Source organism: Rhodopirellula europaea 6C (assembly GCF_000338295.1).
In the GTDB taxonomy this organism is placed as follows: domain Bacteria; phylum Planctomycetota; class Planctomycetia; order Pirellulales; family Pirellulaceae; genus Rhodopirellula; species Rhodopirellula europaea.
Window position 1 is genome coordinate 1 of record NZ_ANMO01000169.1, and the last position, 22,452, is coordinate 22,452.

18 protein-coding genes are annotated in these 22,452 nt (G+C 55.4%); 10 read left to right on the top strand and 8 right to left on the bottom strand.

What is annotated here, in order from left to right:
* Positions 1-1,566 (bottom strand): MFS transporter (locus tag RE6C_RS17690; protein ID WP_052035000.1); only part of this gene is annotated, 1,566 nt, incomplete at its 3' end.
* A gap of 865 nt (positions 1,567-2,431) precedes the next feature.
* Between RE6C_RS17690 and RE6C_RS17695 the strand changes: the two genes are divergently transcribed.
* Entirely contained in the window at positions 2,432-3,424 is a 993-nt protein-coding gene (locus tag RE6C_RS17695) for a sigma-70 family RNA polymerase sigma factor (protein ID WP_008658700.1), read from the top strand.
* A gap of 77 nt (positions 3,425-3,501) precedes the next feature.
* Here RE6C_RS17695 and RE6C_RS17700 read toward each other — a convergent pair whose 3' ends face one another.
* Positions 3,502-4,695 carry an ATP-binding cassette domain-containing protein gene (locus RE6C_RS17700; RefSeq protein WP_008658702.1) on the bottom strand — a complete coding sequence of 398 codons (1,194 nt, stop codon included), beginning with the start codon at positions 4,693-4,695 and terminating at the stop codon, positions 3,502-3,504.
* Positions 4,696-4,816: 121 nt separating this feature from the next.
* On the opposite strand from RE6C_RS17700, the gene RE6C_RS17705 reads away from it, so the two are divergent.
* Positions 4,817-6,067, top strand: coding sequence for an ABC exporter membrane fusion protein (locus tag RE6C_RS17705; RefSeq protein ID WP_236618308.1), 1,251 nt, complete (start codon positions 4,817-4,819; stop codon positions 6,065-6,067).
* Positions 6,064-7,311: an FtsX-like permease family protein gene (locus RE6C_RS17710; RefSeq protein ID WP_008658706.1), complete on the top strand. Its 1,248-nt coding sequence runs from the start codon at positions 6,064-6,066 to the stop codon at positions 7,309-7,311. The genes RE6C_RS17705 and RE6C_RS17710 overlap by 4 nt, the downstream gene beginning before the upstream one ends.
* Before the next feature lie 13 nt (positions 7,312-7,324).
* Here the strand turns inward: RE6C_RS17710 and RE6C_RS17715 are convergent, their stop codons facing one another.
* From RE6C_RS17715 to RE6C_RS17725, 3 genes are all read right to left on the bottom strand, one after another.
* Positions 7,325-8,293 carry a UDP-glucuronic acid decarboxylase family protein gene (locus RE6C_RS17715; RefSeq protein ID WP_039962421.1) on the bottom strand — a complete coding sequence of 323 codons (969 nt, stop codon included), beginning with the start codon at positions 8,291-8,293 and terminating at the stop codon, positions 7,325-7,327.
* Between the two features lie 432 nt (positions 8,294-8,725).
* Complete coding sequence (gene panC, locus RE6C_RS17720) at positions 8,726-9,577, bottom strand: pantoate--beta-alanine ligase (RefSeq protein WP_008658709.1); 852 nt, start codon at positions 9,575-9,577, stop codon at positions 8,726-8,728.
* Positions 9,578-9,655: 78 nt separating this feature from the next.
* Positions 9,656-10,075, bottom strand: a complete 420-nt coding sequence (locus RE6C_RS17725) for a bifunctional nuclease family protein (RefSeq protein ID WP_007328635.1) — start codon at positions 10,073-10,075, stop codon at positions 9,656-9,658.
* Between the two features lie 332 nt (positions 10,076-10,407).
* Here RE6C_RS17725 and RE6C_RS17735 point away from each other — a divergent pair, with 332 nt between their 5' ends.
* Positions 10,408-12,453 carry a flagellin N-terminal helical domain-containing protein gene (locus tag RE6C_RS17735; protein WP_008658715.1) on the top strand — a complete coding sequence of 682 codons (2,046 nt, stop codon included), beginning with the start codon at positions 10,408-10,410 and terminating at the stop codon, positions 12,451-12,453.
* Positions 12,454-12,779: 326 nt separating this feature from the next.
* Here the strand turns inward: RE6C_RS17735 and RE6C_RS17740 are convergent, their stop codons facing one another.
* Entirely contained in the window at positions 12,780-13,046 is a 267-nt protein-coding gene (locus tag RE6C_RS17740) for a hypothetical protein (RefSeq protein WP_008658717.1), read from the bottom strand.
* Here RE6C_RS17740 and RE6C_RS17745 point away from each other — a divergent pair.
* The 3 genes from RE6C_RS17745 (at position 13,045) to RE6C_RS17755 (ending at position 16,221) form a co-directional block, all read left to right on the top strand.
* Complete coding sequence (locus tag RE6C_RS17745; RefSeq protein WP_008658716.1) at positions 13,045-13,536, top strand: flagellar export chaperone FliS; 492 nt, start codon at positions 13,045-13,047, stop codon at positions 13,534-13,536. The two genes, RE6C_RS17740 and RE6C_RS17745, sit on opposite strands and share 2 nt — an antisense overlap.
* Positions 13,537-13,686: 150 nt before the next feature.
* On the top strand, positions 13,687-14,685 hold the full coding sequence (locus RE6C_RS17750; RefSeq protein ID WP_039962423.1) for an SDR family oxidoreductase: 999 nt from the start codon (positions 13,687-13,689) through the stop codon (positions 14,683-14,685).
* Positions 14,686-14,853: 168 nt separating this feature from the next.
* On the top strand, positions 14,854-16,221 hold the full coding sequence (locus RE6C_RS17755) for a sulfatase (protein ID WP_456291173.1): 1,368 nt from the start codon (positions 14,854-14,856) through the stop codon (positions 16,219-16,221).
* Positions 16,222-16,242: 21 nt separating this feature from the next.
* Here the strand turns inward: RE6C_RS17755 and RE6C_RS17760 are convergent, their stop codons facing one another.
* On the bottom strand, positions 16,243-16,476 hold the full coding sequence (locus tag RE6C_RS17760) for a hypothetical protein (protein WP_236618309.1): 234 nt from the start codon (positions 16,474-16,476) through the stop codon (positions 16,243-16,245).
* Positions 16,477-16,754: 278 nt separating this feature from the next.
* Here RE6C_RS17760 and glpK point away from each other — a divergent pair, with 278 nt between their 5' ends.
* Together glpK and RE6C_RS17770 are read left to right on the top strand one after the other, a co-directional pair.
* Positions 16,755-18,260: a glycerol kinase GlpK gene (gene glpK, locus RE6C_RS17765; protein WP_008658722.1), complete on the top strand. Its 1,506-nt coding sequence runs from the start codon at positions 16,755-16,757 to the stop codon at positions 18,258-18,260.
* Between the two features lie 66 nt (positions 18,261-18,326).
* Positions 18,327-19,919, top strand: a complete 1,593-nt coding sequence (locus RE6C_RS17770) for a glycerol-3-phosphate dehydrogenase/oxidase (RefSeq protein WP_008658723.1) — start codon at positions 18,327-18,329, stop codon at positions 19,917-19,919.
* 68 nt (positions 19,920-19,987) lie between these two features.
* On the opposite strand, the gene RE6C_RS17775 is transcribed toward RE6C_RS17770, so the two are convergent.
* Positions 19,988-21,040 (bottom strand): DUF1593 domain-containing protein, encoded by a 1,053-nt coding sequence (locus tag RE6C_RS17775; RefSeq protein WP_008658724.1) that lies wholly within the window; start codon positions 21,038-21,040, stop codon positions 19,988-19,990.
* A 253-nt stretch (positions 21,041-21,293) separates the two neighbouring features.
* Between RE6C_RS17775 and RE6C_RS17785 the strand changes: the two genes are divergently transcribed.
* Complete coding sequence (locus RE6C_RS17785) at positions 21,294-22,388, top strand: isocitrate/isopropylmalate dehydrogenase family protein (RefSeq protein WP_008658726.1); 1,095 nt, start codon at positions 21,294-21,296, stop codon at positions 22,386-22,388.
* Positions 22,389-22,452 lie beyond the last annotated feature (64 nt).

The following is a 22,452-nucleotide window of genomic DNA, read 5'->3' on the forward strand; positions in this document are numbered from 1 at the left end:
GACGACATCTGATTCTGATTCGCCGTGACCGTGCCCTTCGATCGGGACAGCCTTTCCGAGTTCTTCATCAAAGCGAAGGACTTTGTATCCGCCAATGCTTCGGAAGTAGATCAACAGCCCCAAGAATCCGATGGCCATCATCCCAGGAATGTACGCTGTCAGAGTCAATGCCCGGCGGCCGCCGAACAGATAAGACGCCTGAACCGCAGGAACGTCGGTGGCAGCATTGGCGATCAACGCAGGCTTTTCTTCTTCTGGAATCAGTTTTGCTTCTTCGATTGCGACGGTCTCGACGGCTCCCGCGTCAACTTCGATGCCGTTGGCAGCGTTGAGCTTCGCGGCATCGAGCGGCGTGTACTCGTAACCCCAGCTCGAGGTCGGCTCAGAGCCTTCGTATCGTGCGTAAGTTTCCGGGGCGGTTTCTTCCAAGTGCTGCGACAACTCGTATCCTTGCTGAGCACCAATACGTGGTCCAGCGATTTGTCCGACGCAGATCATACCGACGGCTCCCAACGCACCCATGGCGACCGAGCCGCTTTGTGGATAACGCTCACCAGCAACGCCCAACATGGTTGGCCACAAGAACGCTTTGCCGAAGGAGTAGAACGTTGCTGCGACGAAGATCATCGCGACGCTTTGGATGGGTGATCCCAACCAAATCAATCCCAAGCAAGAGATGATTGAGCTACCGAGCAACAATCCGATTGGATTGACGCGGTGAACAATCGGTCCTGCAAAGAACCTGAGCACGAACATCAAGAAGGATGTGTAGACCAGGATGATGATCGAATTCGGAAGCAAGTTTTCCATCAACTTCGTCATCCACGAGTCAACGCCCAACTCCATGTAGCCGATCAAACCGTGCAACACGATCAGGACCAAGAAAGGGATCGATGCGAAGCACGAGAAGACGGTCGCAAACGAGCCGGCAGTTTCACCAACGGTCTCTGGGAATTTCTCAGGCAGCGCCATGACGCCGTACGCGATCACAACGATCGAGAAACTGGCCAAACCGTATTGCCAAGGCAGTTCAGTGATCCAAGCATTCTCACCAATGAAACAGGCAGCAAAGATGCCGCCGAGGATCATTCCGGCAGGCCAACCCGCGTGCAGAATGTTCAAGTAGTGAGTCTTGTTCTCAGGGTATAGCTGTGCGATCAACGGGTTGATCACCGCCTCGTAAAGCCCCTGGCAAATCGAAAAGACGAACGCACTCCAGAAGAGCACAGAGAAGACATTGCTCGTCGCGTTCTCCGGATCCGTTTCTTGCCATCCGGCGAACAACGGGTTGGCGGCGAACAACATTCCGGCGCTCACCAAGTGAAGCAAGAAAGCGATCGTCAAGAGTTTCTTGTAGCCAAACTTCTCGACCAGAATACCGCCGAAGAAGATCATCAGACCGAAGCCCAAGAATCCCGCACCGAGGATGGCACCGAATTCGCCACCACCCAGGTTGAATTCACGTTCCCATGGTCCACCCGCGGCGGTCCGAGTTGCAAAACCAATTCCAGAGGCAACTAGCGTTAAAAAGCTAGCGACCATCAATTTTCCGCGAGCGTATTCCATAGGGATCTCCGGCAACCGAATATGTCAGCGAACCATGCGAGCGGCTTTGAGATCCGACTAGGTTGAATGCCGGTGGTGAAGTGCAAGCTGAACTAGCTTGCCAACTCGACTGAATCTTTCAGCAGAGCTGGACCAAACGGGGCAAAGTAGCGTTCGCGGAGCTGACGAATCGTGCGTGGGGTAAGAGAAAGGGACAACAGAGAGGCAAGATAACGTCGCAGATGCTGGCATTTTCGAGTCCCTTCGTCAAGAATACCGGCGACGTTTCCGTCTCTGTGAACAAAGTAATTCGGTCGGGAACGCGTTGCTACCGTCATGTTCAGCCTATCTCGCCAGCCGAAAGCGTCATCTTGCGAGCCGAAATGGGGTGTTCAAGTGAAAGATCAAAGGAAAGCGGAGTCTGAGTCCGCGATACGCTAGTCAAGGAATCGTTTCTTCTGGTCTTCCCGTTGTCGACTTCACAATGTCTATATGCTCGCGGCCTCAGTTAGCCCACTGGCGAGCGTTGGCGCTGCGGATTGAAGTGCATCTTCACCGTTTGGCTGAATTCTTCAGTGGAAGATGCTTGTTTAGTTGCCCGCAGACAACCGCTTGAGCCGGCCGACGCTTTGCCATCTCTCCGGATGACTGTCGCAACCATCTGCCGCCGAATTGTTGAACACACCGATTCAATCGGCACAGGCGGAACGTTTTAACAAGCGGTGTTTTTTAGGGTCGGAATTGGTCGAAACCATTTGTGATCAACTCCCGACCGATCTCTCCCCGCGTCGTTGTTGGCATCACACTTTGAATGACGGTCTCGTCGTTTGATTCCGCGTGCTCCGTTCGTTGGCTCCTCCCATTGCCGATGAACGCCACTGAACACGTGTCGGATCGAGACGAAATCGTCGCGGTGATGCATCGACTCGTGATTTGTCGGAACCACCTCCCTTTCCCGACCGGATCGCCACCGATGACTTTCTCCGAATCTCTTGAGCAGGACGAACTCACGCTGCTGAAAAAGAGTCGACGCAAAACGCCGACCCGCCGAAGTGAAGCGGCTCAGTCGCCTTTGGAAACTTACCTCCGCGAAATCAACGAAACGCCGTTGTTGTCCGCCGAGGAAGAACTCGAACTCGCCGCCCGTATCGCTCAAGGCGATGTGATGGCTCGCGACCAAATGGTTCGAGCGAACCTGCGGTTGGTCGTGAACATCTCGCGGGGCTACACGGGCAAAGGGCTCGGCCTGCAAGACTTGATCGAAGAAGGCAACCTGGGTTTGTTGCGTGCGGTCGAGGGGTTCGATCCGGTTCATGGGACTCGGTTCAGCACCTATGCGAGCTACTGGATCAAGCAATCGATCAAACGCGCCCTGATCAACTCAGCTAAAACCATTCGCATTCCAGCGTACATGGTCGAACTGTTGAGCAAGTGGCGTCGAGCGACCGCACGTTTGAATGAAGAGCTTGGCCGAACGCCGACGAACGAAGAAGTCGCTCGGGTGCTGGGACTGCCCAAGAAGAAGTTGCCGATCATTCGCAAGGCGATCAAGATCAACAACTCGACGCCGCAAAGCGATCAAACCGAAGCAGGTTGGTCGTTGGGTGACATGGTGCAGGACGAACGATTGAAAGCACCCGATGAGGAGATGCTCGATCACGACATCCTCAAACATGCGATGAGTTTGTTGGGCGATCTGGAAGAACGCGAATCGACGGTTTTGAAACTACGGTTCGGTTTGGGCGGTGTGGAGCCGATGACGCTGAAGGAAATCGGCGCGGAGCTCGGTTTGACTCGAGAACGAGTCCGTCAAATCGAAACCGAAGCCCTGCGTCGGTTGGCAGACGGCCTGACCGATCCCCGGGAACGCGGGTACTGATCGACTCGCGGGCGTTTGGGTCGACCGGCAATGTTGGAACGCTGCTCAGCGAAATAAACGGGATCACCTACATCGCATCACTCAGCAAAGAGTGAGCTACGCACTTCTTCATCCATGGATTTGCGTTGGCTCATGACGTCGGAGAAGGTGGCGGCGTCAAGGCTGTAGGTGACCGTTTCGGTGGTGGCGTCCACGTGTGCGTTTCGAGGTTCGCCGGTCAGCAAGGCGGTTTCGCCGAAGTAGGCACCTTCGCCCAGTTCTGCCACCTCGCGAAAATCATTGCCGCCGGGTTGGGTGGGTTGTTTGACCGAAACGGTGCCTTCGCGAATCAAGTAGAAGCGATCGCCGACATCGCCGTACGTCACGATTCGATCACCGGGGCCATGCGTCGTCCTCGTCATGCTGCGAGACAACTCGGTCAATGTGCTGATCGCGACACCTGAGAACACACTGCACTGGGAAAGCATTTCGCCGAGCACGGCGGCTTCGTTCAAATTGGTGTCGCGAGCGATCTTGCCAAAGTCCATTTTGACGATCCGGTCCGCGACGTCCAAAATGCGGTTGTCGTGAGTCACGATGACAATCGCCACTCCTCGTTCGCGGGCCTCACGCTGAAATAGTGTCACGACTTGTCGGCCGGATTCTTCGTCCAAAGCCGCGGTCGGTTCATCCGCCAGCAAGATATCCGGCTGATGCACGAGCCCACGTGCGACCGCGACCCGTTGTTTCTGGCCACCGGACAATCCGCCGGGTTTGTACTGAATCCGTTCGCCCAAACCGACTTCGGTGAGCATTTTGGCGCAACGCTCGTTCTCTTCTCGGCGAGAACTGCGATTTGGTTGCAGCTCCAACGCCATGCGGACGTTCTGCATCGCCGTGAGCGAACCGAACAAGTTGTGGGCTTGGAAAATGAAGCCCAACCTTTTTCGAAGTGCCCCGATGTTGGTTTGAGACAAATTGTGAAGCGGTTGGCCGAGCACGTTCAATTGGCCTTCTTGAACGCGACGCAAAGTGCCGATCAACGTCAATAAAGTTGTTTTGCCAGAACCGGATTGCCCGGTCATGATGACGATTTCGCCGGGTTGGACCTGCAGATGGTTGTCGTGAAGCACTTGTTTTCGCGCATCACCGGTCCCGTAGTAGTGATTCACACCGCGAACGTCGATTGCGGCGGACCCATCCAAGGCGATCTCGGGTGTGATCCCGCGAGAGGCGGATGACCGAGCACCGTTTTGGCCGGAGCGATTGTCGTTTCGAAAAGGTATTTTCACGCGAATTTTCAGGACATTTTGCGTGCCAGACCCTTCGATCGCGATGGCCCGGCGGAGCCGAAAAACGTTACCTTAGCAACTTGTCCCGAATTCGTGTCACCTCGTTTTGCAGTTGTTCGTCGTGCCCCAAGCCAAGCAGCCGATCTCAGCCGGTTCGATCCAACAAGGCATGATCCGTTTGCCGCTCGCAATCGCAATCGGATTTTTCGCGGTCGGTTCGGGATGCGATTGGCGATCGGCATCGAGTTCAACTCAATCGATTGATCCGTCGCAGCCAACGCAGACGGTGGCGCTCCAGCGAGTGATGGCACTTGGCACGCTGGAACCACGAGGCGGAATCTTGGCCGTCATGGCTGCTCCTGGCGACCGCGTTTCGAAAATCTATGTCGAACCGGGCCAAGATGTCGCAGCGGGCACCGTCCTGATGGATTTGGAAAGCCTGCCCGCTCGACAACTCGAATTGAACATCGCTCAAACCAAACTCGACGAAGCCAAACGGCGAATCGCAGCCGAACGCGCTGCGGGTGAAGCCAAACTGCAGGTCGCTCGCTCATCGCTAAAGCAAGCCGAGTCCAAGTTGTCGGATGCACAAAAGCGATTCAAAGATTCCAAGGCCGATGGCGGCGAACTGAATCTGCTCAAACAAGCCGCGGATCTGGGACAACGCCGCCTAAGGCAACTGGAGTCCGCGTCGAGAGATCCGGCGCGACAACGATTGGTTTCTGATAACGCGCTCGACACCGAGGCACTGAAAGTCAGCGAGTCGCAGGCACGCTACGAATCAGCATTGCGGGATGCTCAAGAAGCGATTGACGAAGGACGCTTCGCCGTCGACTCGGCGGAGCAAGAAATTCGAGCGACCGAGCTCTCATTGATCGCCGCCGAACAGTCCGCGTCTTTGGAATCGTTGAAACAACAAATCGAACTGCTGAAGTTCAACGTTGCAACGTCGCGACTGGTTGCACCAACGAAAGGTCGTGTGCTGCGAGTCGACGCGACCATCGGTACCGCGACGGGCGTGTCCGCTTTGATGCACATGGCCGACACATCCAACATGGTCTGCGTCGCGGAAGTGAACGTTGCTGATCTATCACGCGTCGAGGTCGGCCAAACCGCAACGATCACTTCACCAGCACTTCGCGAACCGTTGCGAGGCAAAGTGCAACGTATTCAGTCATTGATCGCCGCTCCGACGCTGGCGAGCCCTTACCCGATGGCGGCGGTCGATCGGTATTCCGCTGATGTGATCATCGCGATCGATTCAGATGATTCCGCCAGTGCCAGCCGTTTGATCGAGCTGCAAGTCGATGTGGAGATCAAAGCAGGCGGCTCCAAGGAATCGGCCAAAGTGGCTTCGGCAGCGAAGTCATGACAACGACCAGCCCAGGTCAGAAGCCCAGCGGAAAACCGGCCGAGAAGTCACGTCAACGCGGCAGCGTGGTCCGGACTTCGCTCGCGTGGTCGAACCTGAGTCACATGTGGGTTCGAACGGTGGTTTCCATCTGCGGAATCGGTTTCGCGATTTTGTTGATGTTCATGCAGCTTGGATTTTTGGGAAGCGTCGGCGACACCGCGACCGTTTTGTTGGATCGGATGCCATGCGATGTGTTGGTTCGATCCCCCGATTACTTGCACGTCTACGACGCGTCCAAGATTCGCAACGATCTGCGTCCCTGGTTGAACTCCATCGATGAAGTCGACCAAGTCGTGCCGCTGGACATTGGCGTGACACAGTGGACCAACCCAACCAACCAAGACCCGCGGGCGATCGCTGTGATGGGGATCGACCTGAACGATCCCGCCTTTGAATTGCCTGAGCTGACGCGAGAAGTCCGACGCGAGTTGCTGGTCGAGGGAGCGGTCCTTGTCGATGATGCCACCAAGACAGACTTTGGCCCGAAGAACGGTGTGAAATTTGGTTCCGATGATATTGGGACCGTCGCAAGCGTTTTTGGTACTCCCGCCAAGATCGTGGGTACGTTCAAGATGGGAACTGGGTTGGCCGCGAACGGTGCACTTTTGTGTTCTCGCGAAACGTTTCGCAAGCTGGTGCCAGGCAGCAGCGACGACGAAGTTTCGCTGCTGCTGATTCGATTGACGGAGGGTGTCAGTGACGAGCGTGGACGTCACATGGTCGCCGGCCGGTTGAACGCGTTGGCTGGTCCCGCGTCACACGCTTCCGCACTGACCATCGACGATGCGAAGAAAGCCGAAGTGTGGCGATGGTATACTCAGACACCCATCGGAATGATCTTCGCGATGGGAGTCGCTTTGGCGGTCGTGGTCGGAGGCGTGATCAGTTACATGATCCTTGCCTCTGATGTTCAGGCACACTTAAGCGAGTACGCGACGTTGAAAGCGATGGGCTATGGAACGGGCTTTTTGATCCGAACGCTTCTGACCCAATCCACGTTGCTCGCAACAATTGCGTTTCCGCCTTCGGTTATCGCCGCCCTCGTTCTTTATGCAATCACGTCAGCGTTGGCTGGAGTTCCCATTCGCATGACGCTGACATGGTTGGTTTTGGTCGCCGTGCTATCGCTGTTGATGTGCAATGCAGCGGGTTTGATTGCGATCCGAAAGCTTATCCGAGCGGAACCCGCGAATTTGTTCTGAGCCAATTGGCTTTTCAGCTGAAGTTTGGCGTTGGCGGGCGGTAGTCACTCAGGTTGATTGTCTTGAACCAATCGATCGTGTGCCGGAGTCCTTGATCCAATTCAATCTTTGGCTCCCAGTCCAGCTTCTCTTTCGCGAGTGAGATGTCGGGACGACGACGAGTTGGATCGTCCGCTGGCAAAGGAGCCTCGATGAGCTTGCTGCTCGATCCGGTTAGCTCGATCGTTTTCTCAGCGAGTTGACGGATCGTGAACTCGTGGGGATTCCCAATGTTGACCGGGCCCGTGAAACCGTCGCAGTTCATCATCCGGATGATGACTTCGACCAAGTCGTCTCGGTAACAGAACGAACGGGTTTGCGAGCCGTCACCAAAGATGGTGATGTCGTCACCGGCGAGTGCTTGCCGGATGAAGTTGGCGACGACACGTCCGTCAAACGGATGCATTCGCGGCCCATACGTATTGAAGATCCGAACGATTCGGACGTCCACATTGTTGCTTCGGTGATAGTCCATGAACAACGTTTCGGCGACGCGTTTGCCTTCGTCGTAGCAGGCTCGAATGCCAATCGGATTGACGCTACCGCGGTACGATTCCGTTTGCGGGTGCTGTTCCGGATCGCCGTACACTTCGCTGGTGCTGGCCTGCAAGATTCTTGCACCGCATCGTTTGGCGATGCCCAGCATGTTGATCGAGCCCATCACGCTGGTCTTGATCGTTTTGATTGGATTGAATTGGTAGTGCCCAGGCGCGGCCGGGCAAGCCATGTTGTAGATCTGGTCGACTTCCAAATGGATCGGCAGCGTGATGTCGTGCCGGATCAACTCGAAATTAGGTTTGTCCAACAGATGAACGACGTTGGTTTTCTGGCTGGTGAAAAAATTATCCAGGCAGATCACATCGTGTCCGTCGCTGACCAAGCGTTCGCAAAGATGCGAGCCGAGGAAACCCGCGCCACCTGTCACCAAAATACGTTGAATCATCGATCGAGCCGTTCGCAGGAACCGTTGTCGGGTGAAAATCAAAGAAGAACTAGCTGCCCAACGCCATTCGAATAAGCCGTTTGGGCGTTCGCGGGCTGTTGATTTAATGGGCCGTAACGCGTTAGCGGCGAATAATGAAATGCCAACCGGGGCTAACGCTCATCGGCTAATGGTTGTCATTCGGTATTCGACTCAATCAGCAGGCCATTAGCCATGATTTCCGTGAATCGGAGCCATGGCGATCGCCAAAGTGGCGTTGTCCAACTAGAAGCCCACAATTCTACCCGCCTGCTTCGAGTCAACTCGGCAATTGATCACAGAAAAGCCCACGCAAGGGACAGTGTTGGGAGGACCATTCGGAAGTTAGCTGTTACGCGGATTGTTGAATGTCGCAAAGGCGGTTCAGCTACCGTTGCTCAGCCCATGCACTCTTCACCCAGTTTCCAATTCACGATTGTCGATCAATCGTGTCGCTCCGAGCCGAGCCGCGACGAGCGCAACCGCGTTTCGGGTGATCTTTGGTACGGGCAACAACGTTTGGCGATCGACCACGACCGCATAGTCAACCCTGTCGCAGGGGGACAAGTGGTCACCCATGATTGACTCGAGTTGTTTCGGATCGCGGCTGCCATCGAGAAAAGCTCGCTCGACCAGGTTGAGCGATTTGCTGATGCAAAGTGCTCGCTGTCGTTCGTTGTCTGACAGATACCGATTGCGACTGCTCATCGCCAACCCATCGGGCTCTCGAACGATGTCGCAGGGAACGATTTCAATCGGCAAGTTCAAGTCACGCACCATGTGCTCGATGACACAAAGCTGCTGGAAGTCTTTCCGACCGAAAAACGCTCGGTCCGATGGAGCTGCTTGAAACAGTTTCATCACCACCGTCGCAACGCCAGCGAAGTGTTCAGGACGGTGAACTCCTTCGAGTGGCAACGCGACGGCGGAAGGATGCACTGAAGTGGCATGTCGCTCAGCCCCACCCGGATACATCTCATCGGCGGTTGGCATAAACACCGCTTCAACGCCCGCATGACGAAGCATTGCAAGGTCGTCTTCGATTGGCCGCGGGTATTGATCGAGATCTTCGTTGGCGGCGAACTGCGTGGGGTTCACGAAGATCGATGTGACACAGTGATCACAGCTATTCTTCGCGGCGTGAACCAATGAAAGATGCCCTTCATGCAAGGCTCCCATGGTTGGAACCAAACCAATCGTCTTGCCACTGATCGACTTTTCGCGGCACCACGCTCGCATGGCATCAATGGATGAAAACGTTTCCAACAGGTGGCCTCAATCGGTCTCTAAAAAGGCGGTTCAGAGCAGTCGGCAATGCTGACGTGATAAAGCGACGATCGACAATCAATCGTCGCTCGTTCCGGTTGCTCCGCTCAGGACTTCTTCGGAAACGAAGATTGGCAGAGGCGGATCGAACGTGACCGCCACCGCAATCGCGTCGCTCGGCCGAGCATCCACCTCGATCAATTCACCGCTGCTGGTTCGCAGATGCAATTGTGCGAAATAGGTGTGTTCAGACAGGTCGCTGATCACGACTTGTTCAATCGTTGCGTCCAAAGATTCGGCCACGTTGACGATCAGGTCGTGCGTCAGTGGACGTGGTGGCACGTAGTCGTTTTTGACTCGGCGATCGATGTTGGTTGCTTCAAAAATTCCGATCATGATCGGGAACTGACGCGTCCCGTCGACTTCCTTGAGATAAATCACTTGGTTATCGGTTAGCTCGGAAATGATGATCCGAGCGAGTTGCATTTGGACGGTCATAGAAAAGTTCGCCAAAAGGTTTCAGAATTCATTTGAATCGATGGATTCGAGGAGGCCGAGATTTCTCGCCTGTCCCCTGCATGATATCGCAGCGTCTGGCTGCCTTCCATGACGAGCTCCGCGGATTGTTCCGGTTGTGCGGGAAGCTGCCTCGGGAAATTCCAACGTGGCAATGAATTTGGGGTTGCAGCCAACGCACGGCGCAAGAATGCGTTCCATGGTTGAGGTGGACGCAGAGACATGCGCTTTGCGTACAGGGTCATTCCGTCGCTTCGGCACCCAACTGGTTGACCCCTTCTACTCAACATCAACCCATCTTTGGGAATAATTACATGACTCGGATCAACACCAACGTTTCTTCTTTGGTCGCACAAAACCGCCTCCAAAGCAGCAACAATGACTTGCAACAATCTCTGACGCGACTGAGCACTGGTCTTCGGATCAACTCCGGTAGCGACGACCCCGCCGGTTTGCTGGCCAGCGAAGCTCTTCGTGGCGAAATCACGGGTTTGACCAAATCGATCAGCAACACGCAACGTGCTAGCCAAATCATCAGCACCGCTGACAGCGCGTTGGGCCAAGTCAGCAACTTGCTCAACGACGTCCGTGGTTTGGTTGTGGAAGCTGCCAACTCGGGTGCATTGAGCAAAGAAGAAATCGCTGCAAACCAATTGCAGATCGACAGTTCGCTCGAAGCCATCAACCGCATCTCACAAACGACGACTTTCCAAGGTCGTAAGTTGCTTGATGGTTCGCAAGACTTCGTCAGCACCGCTAGCGGCGTCAGCAGCATCAGCGACATCTCGATCGACCAAGCCAACTTGGGCAAGACCGGGAAGATCGACGTTGAAGTTGTCATCAACTCGGCCGCGACGCAAGCAACTGCAACTGCCGCTGACTCAGGCTTCAGCACTGCTGCTCAAGCAACTGCTACGACCGGTGCTTCGATCAACAGCTTCACCATCGGTGATGCGACGAACAACGTGACGATCGAAGGCCAATTTGACAGCGTTGAAGTTGTCGACGGCGGTGGTGGTGCAACTCTTGGTGCTGCAATCTCCGATGGCGTTTTGACCATTACCGTGGACGATGCTGCTACCGTGACCGGTGCGGCTGTTGTCACGGCACTGAACGGTGTGAGCGGCGTTTACGCAGAAGAAACTGGCACGGTTGCCGACGTCAATGCCGCCGCCGCAGCGGATGCGACCGCAATCGAAGGTGCCGGTTTGTCCATTACCGCCGCAGAAACAGGCGGAGATTTCAACAACGTTCAGATCAGCTATGTGGCTGGTGATGCCGCAGCGACCACGGCAAGCTACGATGCCGACCAAAAAGCTTTGACCGTCACCATCGGTACTGGTGCGGGCGAAAACAACCTCGCAGCGATCGCTGCTGCTATTAACGCGGGCACCACGGAATTCGATGCCGAGGTGGCCGACGGAACCGGTTCAACACCGGCAGCCGCAAAGGTGACCGAATATGGTGAATTCACCATCGATACGGATAACCTTCCAGAAGTCGGTTCAACTGGCAACACTGGCGGTGAAGTACTCAACGCAGACTTGGTGTTCCAGCTCAGCGGTGAAAACGGAGCGGAAACGTTCAACTTCGGTGCTGGTACAACGAAAGATCAAATCGCGGCAGCCGTCAATTTGGTTTCGGACAGCACCGGCGTTTCAGCTGATGCAACGAACGCCCTGGAATTCAGCTCGACTGGTTTCGGAAGCGATGCATTGGTCGACATCGACGTGATTAGCGAAGGTGCTGGCGGAACTTTCAAGGGTAGCCTTGACAACACTCGTTCGACGGGCAGCGATATCGTGGCCACCGTCAACGGTGTTGAAGCAAACGGATCGGGCAACAGCCTGTCGATTAACACAAGCTCGCTTGACTTGAGTCTGACTGTTGACGACGGCAGCAGCACGAACTTCAGCTTCAGCATTACCGGTGGTGGAGCAACGTTCCAACTCGGTCCAGACGTGACAAGCACCCAGCAAGCTAGCTTGGGTATCGGCAGCGTTTCGACCGGTCAATTGGGTGGTGCATCGGGTCGTCTGTACGAACTGGGCAGCGGTCAATCCAAGAGCCTGACCAACGACGTCGAAGGTGCCGCCAAGGTCATCGACGAAGTGATCGGCAAAGTGGTTGGACTGCGTGGTCGTTTGGGATCGTTCCAAAGCACGACGCTGGAAAGCAACTTGGTCTCGCTCAACGAAACCAAAGCCAACCTCCAAGAAGCTGAAAGCTCGATCCGTGACGCTGACTTCGCTCAAGAGTCGGCTAACCTGACTCGTGCACAGATCCTGGTTCAGTCCGGTACCAACGTGTTGTCGCTGGCGAACCAAAACCCACGAAACGTTTTGTCGTTGTTGGGTTAATCCAAGATCGATTCAATGCGGCATCCTTGGTCGCCGCGTGAATCCAAAGCAAACATCGAAAAGCAGCAGTGAGCTCCGGCTTGCCGCTGCTTTTCTTCGTTTGAACCGCAGTCCGACCGTGCTGGCGACTGCATCGTGACGCTCTCGTGCGATCACGCTCCAATTGAGCCCTTCATTCCGAGGGTTACGCGTTCCGATTAAGCAAGCGCGGCCGTGATAAACTGCAACGATCTGGCACCTTTTTCCGGGCTTCGTCTCTCAGAGTCGCGCATTCTAACCTAGCTGGGTCACGTTCCGGAGATTCGTATGCACGAACGATCCGTACGCTATTCGCGAATCGATCGAACGGAAGCGTGCAACTTGTCCAGCCACCAACTCTTTCGATGAAGAAACGAGTTGTGAACGTCGATACAACTTTGCGCTGCATGCTGGCCTCGGTCCGCAAGCTCGTTTCCAACACCCGCAACCGGAAACCCGATGTACAACACGGCTGACTCTTTCGTTCCTCCACCGATGACCTTCGTTGGAGACGACAACGCTTCGACCAGCAGTGATTCCCAGGCTTCGCTTGACAACGCAACTGGCACTTCCATGCCTCGTCCCAGCCAACCAGGCAGCCTGAGCGAGGGCATGGAAAACTTCGGTCGTCGAAGTGGGGACGCCTACTTGGAATCGATGGTGAAGACCGCTTCGCCCGCTCGACTGCGTCTAATGTTGATCGAACGAGCCGTGGAGGTTTCTCGGCACCTGGCCAACCACTGGAACACTCAGCCAGGCAAACGCGGCACAAACGAGTATTCGCTCAAGCTGCTCGAACTACTTTCGGAACTGCTGTCGGGCGTCACCGACAGTTCGGTCGACGTTTGTCGCACTGTCGCCGATTTGTACGTTTTCTTGTGCCAGCATTTGATTGCCGCCGAAGCAAACGGTGACTCGACCATGATCGATGAGATCCGCTTGGTTCTCGAAACCGAAGCGGAAACCTGGCGGATGGTTTGTGCTCGGGAAGGCGACAAAGCGGTTGCCAACAAACGAGTCGCAAACGCTCTCTCCGATGGCGGCGGGTTGAACTTGCAAGGCTAGATCGTAACGATTGGAAACCCTGACGCGATGGCGTCGTCATCGCGGCTCGTTCGCGATTCAAGTTCCGCAGCTACACATCGACTCGAGGATCGGGTTCGTTCCATTCAGGCCGGATGCCGCTTCGATTCACAACGCATTCGACCCAAATCAATGTCATCATCGCTCGAATCCGCCGTCGCTCAACTTGCCGGTACGCGTTGTTTGGTCACCGGTGCCGCGGGGTTCATCGGTTCGCAGATGGTGGAGCGTCTGCTCGATGCCGGAGCCAACGTGGTTGCGTTGGACAACCTCAGCACCGGATTCCAGCACAATCTGACTCCGTTCCTGACCGGGCCGCATCAGGATCGTCTGACCTTTGTTAAGGGCGATGCTGCGGACCGGGCCTGCGTGCAACAGTCAGTCGAAGGTATCGACCACATCTTTCATTTTGCTGCGATGGCGAGTGTGCCACGCAGCATGCGAGAACCGGGGTTGTGTCACGACTGGACCACGACCAGCACCGTTGAGTTGCTAGCCGCGGGATCTGCCGCCGGCGTGAAGCGTTTTGTTTTGTCATCGACGAGCGCCGTTTACGGGAACTCACCGTACGTCGCCAAACGCGAAGACGACATGCCAGCCCCATTGTCGCCCTATGCTGCCGCAAAGCTGTCTTCCGAGAACTACTGCCAAGTCTTTCAACGCGAGTTTCCGATTGAAACGGTTGTGCTGCGGTACTTCAACGTGTTCGGTCCGCGGCAGGATCCGAAGAGCGAATACAGCGCCGTGATTCCTCGTTTTGTATCAATGATTCTCAGCGGCGAACGCCCCATCATCTATGGCGACGGTCAACAATCTCGCGATTTCGTATTCGTTCGTGATGTTGCCAACGCGAATATGTTGGCGGCGACGGTACCGGACGCGGCCGGAGGAATATTCAATGTCGGTCGAGGACAGAGCACAACGTTGTTGGAGCTGCTGGACACTCTGCGTGATCTGTTAGAAGGCGACATTCAACCGATTCACGAGCCACCGCGTGCGGGTGATGTGCGAGACTCTCTGGCCGATACAAACCAAATTCGATCTCGTCTCGGATTTGCACCAACGGTCGACATAAGCGAAGGTTTGCAACAGAGCATCGAATACTACCGAGGCCTTTGCTCGCCCGCCTAACGCTTTCGTAGGGTTCCCTTTCTCACTCGGATGCATCACCGGGTGACTCGGCTTACAATCGCGATACCAGTCGCCGTTTGTTCCAATTGCCGAGATCTCTTCATGCGTCAGTGGATGTTGCTCCCCCTCCTTTGTGCGTTCAGTGTTCCTGTCGCGGCGAAGGAACCGATGAACGTTCTGTTCATCATCTCCGACGATCTGACGTCGAATGCTTTGTCTTGCTACGGCAACGAGGTTTGCCAGACGCCTAATATCGACGCGCTCGCCGCTCAAGGCATGCGGTTCACGCGAGCCTATTGCCAGGCGACGTATTGCGGCCCATCAAGAGCATCGTTTCTGTCGGGCTATTATCCTCACGCAACAGGTGTTCTTGGATACAAGAGCCCGCGTCCGCAGATCGGCGATCGACAAACTTGGCCGCAAGCCTTCAAAGACGACGGCTATTACACGGCTCGTGTCAGCAAGATCTATCACATGGGTGTGCCTGGTGGTATCGAATCAGGTGGCGATGGTGCCGACGATGCCCTGTCTTGGGTGGAACGTTTCAACAGTCCCGGACCGGAGTGGAAGGCTGCCGGTGTTGGCGAAACGTTGGAAGGGAATCCTGACGGATCGCGTCCGGTCGTCGGAGGCAACACCTTTGTCGTCGTGGAAGCCGATGGAGGCGACGAAGTTCACTCCGATGGAAAGACGGCGGCAAAGGCCAGCGAACTGATACGCGAGAAACGGGAACAGCCGTTTTGGCTGGGCGTTGGTTTTGTGCGTCCTCACGTTCCATTCGTTTCACCAGCAAACTATTTCGAACCATTCAAACCGTTCAGCAAGCTTGCGTTGCCAGATCGCGTGGAGGGTGACTGGGACGACATCCCAAAGCTCGGCATCAACTACAAAACCAGCGTGAACATGAAGATGGACCTGCGTCGACAACGCAAAGCCATCGGTGGCTACTACGCGTCGGTCGCCTACATGGACGCTCAAGTCGGCAAAGTGATGACCGCTCTTCGCGAATCTGGACAAGCCGACAACACGATCGTGGTGTTCACCAGTGACCACGGGTATCACCTGGGCGAACACGATTTCTGGGCCAAGGTCTCTCTGCGAGACGAATCGTCTCAGGTTCCGTTGATCATCAAGGTCCCCGGCAAGGCTGCCGGCGTTTGCAACAGTCTGGTCGAGATGCTGGACTTGTATCCGACGATTGGCAACCTTTGCGGAATCGATGTGCCCGATCACGTGCAGGGCAAAGACATTTCCAAGATGCTCGATGATCCGAGTCACACCGTTCACGAATTCGCGTTCAGTGTCGCGCCGATGCGGAAGGGATTTTTGATCCGAACCGATCGATGGGCTTACATTCAATACAAAGAGGACGCATCCGGTGGGATGGAGTTGTTCGACATGGAATCAGACCCGAAGCAATTCACCAACCTCGCCACTTCGCCGGTACATCAAACCATTGTTTCCAAGATGAAGCGGCACCTGAAGAAAAAGCTTGCCGAGTTGCGATCAAACGATTTGGCCGACAGCGTGAATTAGCCGTAGGCCTGACCGGAAGAGTCAGTCGTCATTCCGGTAATACATTTTCGCGGTGACTCGTCCACAGAACTCACAATGAGCCTGGATTCGCTTCCCAACCGCTGCGGCTCCGCACCGGATTCCACCGACGTCCCACACGGACTGTTCACGCTGGCACTGCGGACACCGGATCATCCAACGCTTTGACGAATCGCGGACGTGGACAAACCAAGCCGCGGGCAAAATTGATTCCGCCATTTGTTGGATCTTCGACATCGTCACACCTCGGTCCACTTGAGCCCGCGAATTCGATACCACCCTCCAGTCTAACGAACGCCAATCGGCGTCGGGCAAGGAACCGGCAGTAATTCGGTCGAATCTTGCCACCGTCGCGGGCAATTCTTTTCGCGTCGTTGCGGTTGTTGCCAACGAAAGTGCATTTGAATAGGTGTCGGTTTCGGCGACCTTTTTGAAAACCTGCTATCAACCGCACTGATAGAATGAGGGACCATTTCAGCTTTGATCACAAACGAACACCCAGGCGGAGACTATCGGTGAAGGCAATTTTGGCACTCGATCAAGGAACTACGAGTTCTCGCGCAATCCTCTTTGCACACGATGGATCCATCATCGGCGTGTCGCAAAAGGAATTCACACAGCACTATCCAAAACCTGGTTGGGTGGAACACGACGCGACCGAAATTTGGACGACCCAATTGGCGGTCGCTCGCGATGTCCTGAAACAGCACAACATGGACGTTTCGGACATTGAAGCCATTGGCATCACCAACCAACGAGAAACCACATTGGTTTGGGACCGCGCCACCGGCGAACCGATTCACAACGCAATTGTGTGGCAAGACCGCCGGACTGCAGCAGATTGTGACGCACTTCGCGAAGCCGGCCATTCGGATCTTGTCCAAAAGAAGACCGGACTGATCATCGACGCGTATTTTTGTGCGACGAAGCTGCGATGGATTCTGGACAACGTTCCTGGAGCAAGAACACGCGCAGAGAACGGCGAACTTGCATTTGGAACAATCGACAGTTGGCTGTTTTGGAATCTCACCGGTGGCAAACTGCATGCGACCGACGTGACCAATGCGTCTCGTACGATGTTGTGGAACATTCATGACGGCGAATGGGACAATGAATTGCTGGAGCTTTTCAAGGTTCCGAAAGAAGTTCTTCCGACGGTTCATCCTTCCAGCCACATCTACGGTGAAACTGAGTCGACTCTGTTTGGCAAACCGATTCCGCTGGGCGGAGCCGCGGGCGACCAGCAATCGGCATTGTTCGGGCAGAATTGCACGCAGCCTGGTATGGCGAAGAACACATACGGCACCGGTTGTTTCATGCTGATGAACATCGGCGAAGAAGCCGCCTCGTCGCCTTCTCGGTTGCTGACCACGGTGGCTTGTTGGGACGGTGGAAAACGCGAATACGCGTACGAAGGCAGCATCTTCATCGCTGGAGCAATCGTGCAATGGTTGCGTGATGGATTGGGGATCATCCAGTCCTCTTCGGAGGTCGAATCGCTGGCCGCCAGCGTCGATGACACCGATGGTGTCTACCTCGTTCCGGCGTTCGCAGGGTTGGGTGCACCGCACTGGGACGCCTACGCTCGCGGGATTCTGGTGGGACTGACTCGCGGAACGACCAAAGCCCACATCGCACGGGCTGCTCTGGAGGGCATCGCGTTTCAAGTGGCAGATGTTCTGGACGCGATGCGAAAAGATTCCGGCGTCGCCATCGAAGAACTTCGCGTCGATGGAGGAGCCGCCGCCAATGATCTGCTGATGCAATTCCAAGCGGACATTATCGGAGCACGCGTTGTTCGACCCAAAATCATCGAAACGACCGCTGCCGGTGCGGCTTACGTCGCTGGGTTGGCAACAGGATTCTGGAAAGACAACGCGGACATCGAACGCATCTGGGAAACCGATCGCGTCTTCGAACCTCAAATGCCCGCGGAAGAAGTTGCACAACGCAGGCGACGCTGGGCCGCTGCACTGGAGCGATCCAAACAATGGGTGGAACAGGAAGCTTCCGCTGATTGATTTGGCATGCTTCGTGCGATCGCTTCTCCCCTCTCTTCTTAGTCTTCCTTTCCATCACATCTGACCATGCAACGTCAACAATCCCTGACGCGACTCAAAGAACGTTCCGAACCTTGGGACATCGTCATCATTGGTGGCGGCGCAACAGGGGTGGGAATCGCGATGGATGCTGCCAGTCGCGGATTGGATTGTTTATTGCTCGAGCAAGCGGACTTTGGAAAGGGAACGTCCAGTCGCAGTACCAAGTTGGTGCACGGCGGTGTTCGCTATCTCCAGCAAGGAAACATCACCTTGGTTCGAGATGCGCTGAAAGAACGCACATTGCTTCGCAACAACGCACCTCAATTGGTGCACGACATGCCGTTTCTGATTCCATGCCAATCTCGTTGGGAACGGATGTACTATGCGATTGGTTTAAAGGTCTACGACTTTCTGGCTACCGGAAACCGTTTTGGCCGGTCACATGCGATCAATCAGAAGGAGTCGCTTCAGCGAGTGCCGACGATCAAGAAGGAAAAGGCCAACGGCGGCGTCATCTATCACGACGGGCAATTTGATGACACGAGATTGTTGATCAGCATGGCACGCACCGCGGATGAACAGGGTGCCTGTCTTCTGAACTACTTTGCCGTCACCGATTTGTCCAAAGACTCGAGCGGTGAAATCAATGGCGTCGTGGCCGAAGATCGTGAGACGGGTGAAACGCATTCCATCGCGGCACGGCGAGTCATCAACGCGGCCGGTCCATTCTGTGATGCGGTTCGCATGATGGACGAACCTGGCGCCGAAAAAATGTTGGCGGCCAGCCAAGGTGTGCACATCGTTTTGCCACGTCGATTCTTTCCCGGTGACATCGCGATGATCGTTCCGAAAACGTCCGACGGGCGGGTCTTGTTCATCATCCCGTGGCACAACCACGCTGTCGTCGGAACGACCGACACCGCCATCGAAACCGTTTCCTTGGAACCCAAGCCCCAAGCCGATGAAATCGAGTTCCTACTTGAAACGGCGAAGGAATACCTGGTGGAAGCTCCAACCCATTCGGACGTCCTCAGCGTTTTCACCGGGATTCGACCTCTCGTCAAAGGAGACAAATCGTCTCGAACGGCGTCACTGTCTCGAGATCACACGATCCGCATTTCTGATTCCGGATTGATCACGATCACCGGAGGCAAATGGACGACGGTTCGAAAGATGGCGGAGGACTGCGTGGACCGCACGCTCGCCTCGACCAAGAAGTCCGGGAATCCGCTGACGGCAAATCCATGTCAGACGGAAACTCTGCATCTGCACGGATACGATCCCAAATCCGGTTCCACCAACACCGTCGCGGGTTCGGGACGAGGCCACTATGGATCGGATCTGGGTGAGATCGAGAACCTCGAACGCGAAAAGGTGGAATGGGCGACACCTTTGCATCCCGAGCTTTCGATCACCGGTGCCGAAGTGATTTGGGCGACTCGCCACGAGATGGCGAGAACCGTTGAAGATGTGCTAGCGAGACGGACTCGCTGCCTGTTTTTAAACTCGGCTGCTGCAATCGCAATCTCCGAGAACGTCGCCAAGCTAATGGCTTCCGAACTAAATTGCGATGAAACTTGGATCAATGAACAAGTTGCCGCGTTCGCGAAACTATCCGAAGCCTACCGGATTGCTTGACGTGGAACGGGGACCGGCGATGCATCATTGCAAAGACGGCATGCTGAAACGTTGGAAGAGCGAATGCCTCACTCCTCTGCCGGCAAACACCACCGCATTCTTTTGGCAAAGTCCGCTTGGAATTCTGGTCGCCAGTGACTGACCGACGTTCGCGGATCGTAAGAGGACGATGCGGGGCGGTCTCGATACCAACCATTGGGTTGTTTCTCAAACACGCCGCCCCAACCCGCTTTAGTTGGATCGTCTGGGTCATTGCCTCCTTGTGGCAGGAAGAAGAACCACGAGGGCGTGTCACCTTCCTTCAGGCAGCCGTGTGGATTGGGGGCCGTCCATGTCTTTGTGGGATACAACTTTCCCAGCGGTCCCATCTGCCGAACGTTGGACTCGATCCATTCGCGACTGGTCGTACTCATATCTCCTGTGAGATACATGCCGCGAAAATTCGCGATGCGTTTGTCGCTCCTGGGTGCAGCCGCCGACAGGATGTAATTCATTCCGGGAAATTCCTCGCTCATCCAGTCCGCGATTCCGTCTTGGTCGGCGATGTCATAGACGCGAAACTTGGTCAAGAATTCTTCAAAGCCAGCCGCGTCACGATCTGACTTGACGCTGTACAGGGCCTGAGCCAGATCCGTTTGCCCGCCCCAGACTGTGATGCAAAGCGGCGACTCGGGCGTTCCGACGTCGATGCGTTCGATCAACAATCGTGATCCATCGGTGTCATGCCCTTCGCCGATATGAGGTCGTTCGCGATACGGATTGCCGGACGCGACGACGCTGCGAAGTGCTTCCGGTTGCGGCCATCCTTCGGCGTGCTGTTTGAGATTTGGAAGAACGAGTTCGTACGCATCGATGAGATCCTGAATCATATCGGGACGAGTCACCGATTCCTTCAACTCGCCACGCGTTCCCGATGCGCTGGCGATCAGAGCCTCGATTTCGAATTCGTTCGAATAGAGCAACAAACGAATCATGGATTGCTGGTCGTCGGGGTCACCTCCGATGTCCGTCAGCACTGCCAAGCGAGGTCGCTGTGCGGAAGCCATTGGAACGATGCCGGCAACACAACATGCAAGCGTCACACAGGCTGCAAGAAGTTCGATTCGAGTCAACACATTCATGCCTTTCGCAATAGCGTTTCTGATTTCCAATCCCAGTGAGTGTATAGAGAGAGACGCAAGAATGTTGGCTGTCCTCTGTCGAATTTGATTCTGTTGTGGTGTAATGTGCGCCGTTGAGGCCACGCGACGGAGTGCATCCGTTCGTTCTCAGCCGTTCCGTGTCGCTCTGCGATTCGATCGTTGGTGAGCGACGAGTTCGACTCGCCGTGCGTTGTGATTTCCCAGTCGCCCATTCTTTCTCGCACCATCACCCATGCCCCAATCCTTTCATCTCGTCATCTTAGGTGGCGATGGTATCGGCCCCGAAGTTTGTGACCAATCGGTTCGCTTACTCGAAATCATGCAACCGCACTTGGATGGCGTTGAGTTCCAGCTTGATCGTCACAGCGTCGGCGTCGGCGAGTACCAGCGGTCGGGCGACGCGTTGCCTCAGTCCGCATTCGATGCGTGCTTGGCCTCCGACGCGGTTCTGCTGGGCGCGATGGGGTTACCAAACGTTCGCTATCCGAACGGCAAAGAGATCGCACCTCAATTGGACCTTCGCGAAAGGTTGCAGTTGTACGGTGGAGTTCGTCCGATCCGTCTCTATCACGAAGCTGACACGCCTTTGAAGGGCCATGGTCCTGGCGACATCGACTTTGTGTTGGTTCGCGAAAGCACCGAAGGACTGTTTTACGGGCGTGATGCGATCGCCGATTTGGAAGCCGACGAGGCGACCAACTTGTTGCGGATCACTCGTTCGGCATCCGAGCGAGTTTGCCGATTGGCTTTCGAGACGGCACGTCGCCGTGATGGAAAGAAGACCGTTACGTTGATCGACAAAGCCAACGTGCTTTCTTCGATGGTCTATTTCCGGCACGTGTTTGACGAAGTCGCCAAAGAGTTTCCCGACATCAAAGCGGAGCACGTTTACGTGGATGCCGCGGCATTGTTCTTGGTCCGCCGTCCGCAAGACTTCGACGTGATGGTGACCGAGAACATGTTCGGTGACATCCTGTCGGACTTGGCGGCCGGATTGGTTGGCGGCATGGGAATGGCACCATCAGGTGATATTGGCGACGACGCAGCGGTGTTTCAACCTTCGCACGGTTCGGCACCGGACATTGCTGGTCAATCCATCGCCAATCCAATCGCGATGCATCTCTCGACCGCGATGATGTTGGAATGGCTGGACCATCCCGAAACGCGGCGTGCGGCAGACGCGCTCAACGCTGCCATTGCCGATGTGTTGTCCGATCCAACCCAGCGTACCGCAGACATGGGCGGCAATCTTTCGACGGTTGAAATCACCGACAAAATAGCAGACCGGTTGAGCAAAAGACTGCAAGGTGAAACCACCGCCGTTTGAGTTTTCGCGACGAACAGATTCGCCTGCGAACGTTTCCACACTCCAATGAATGGACACTCCGATG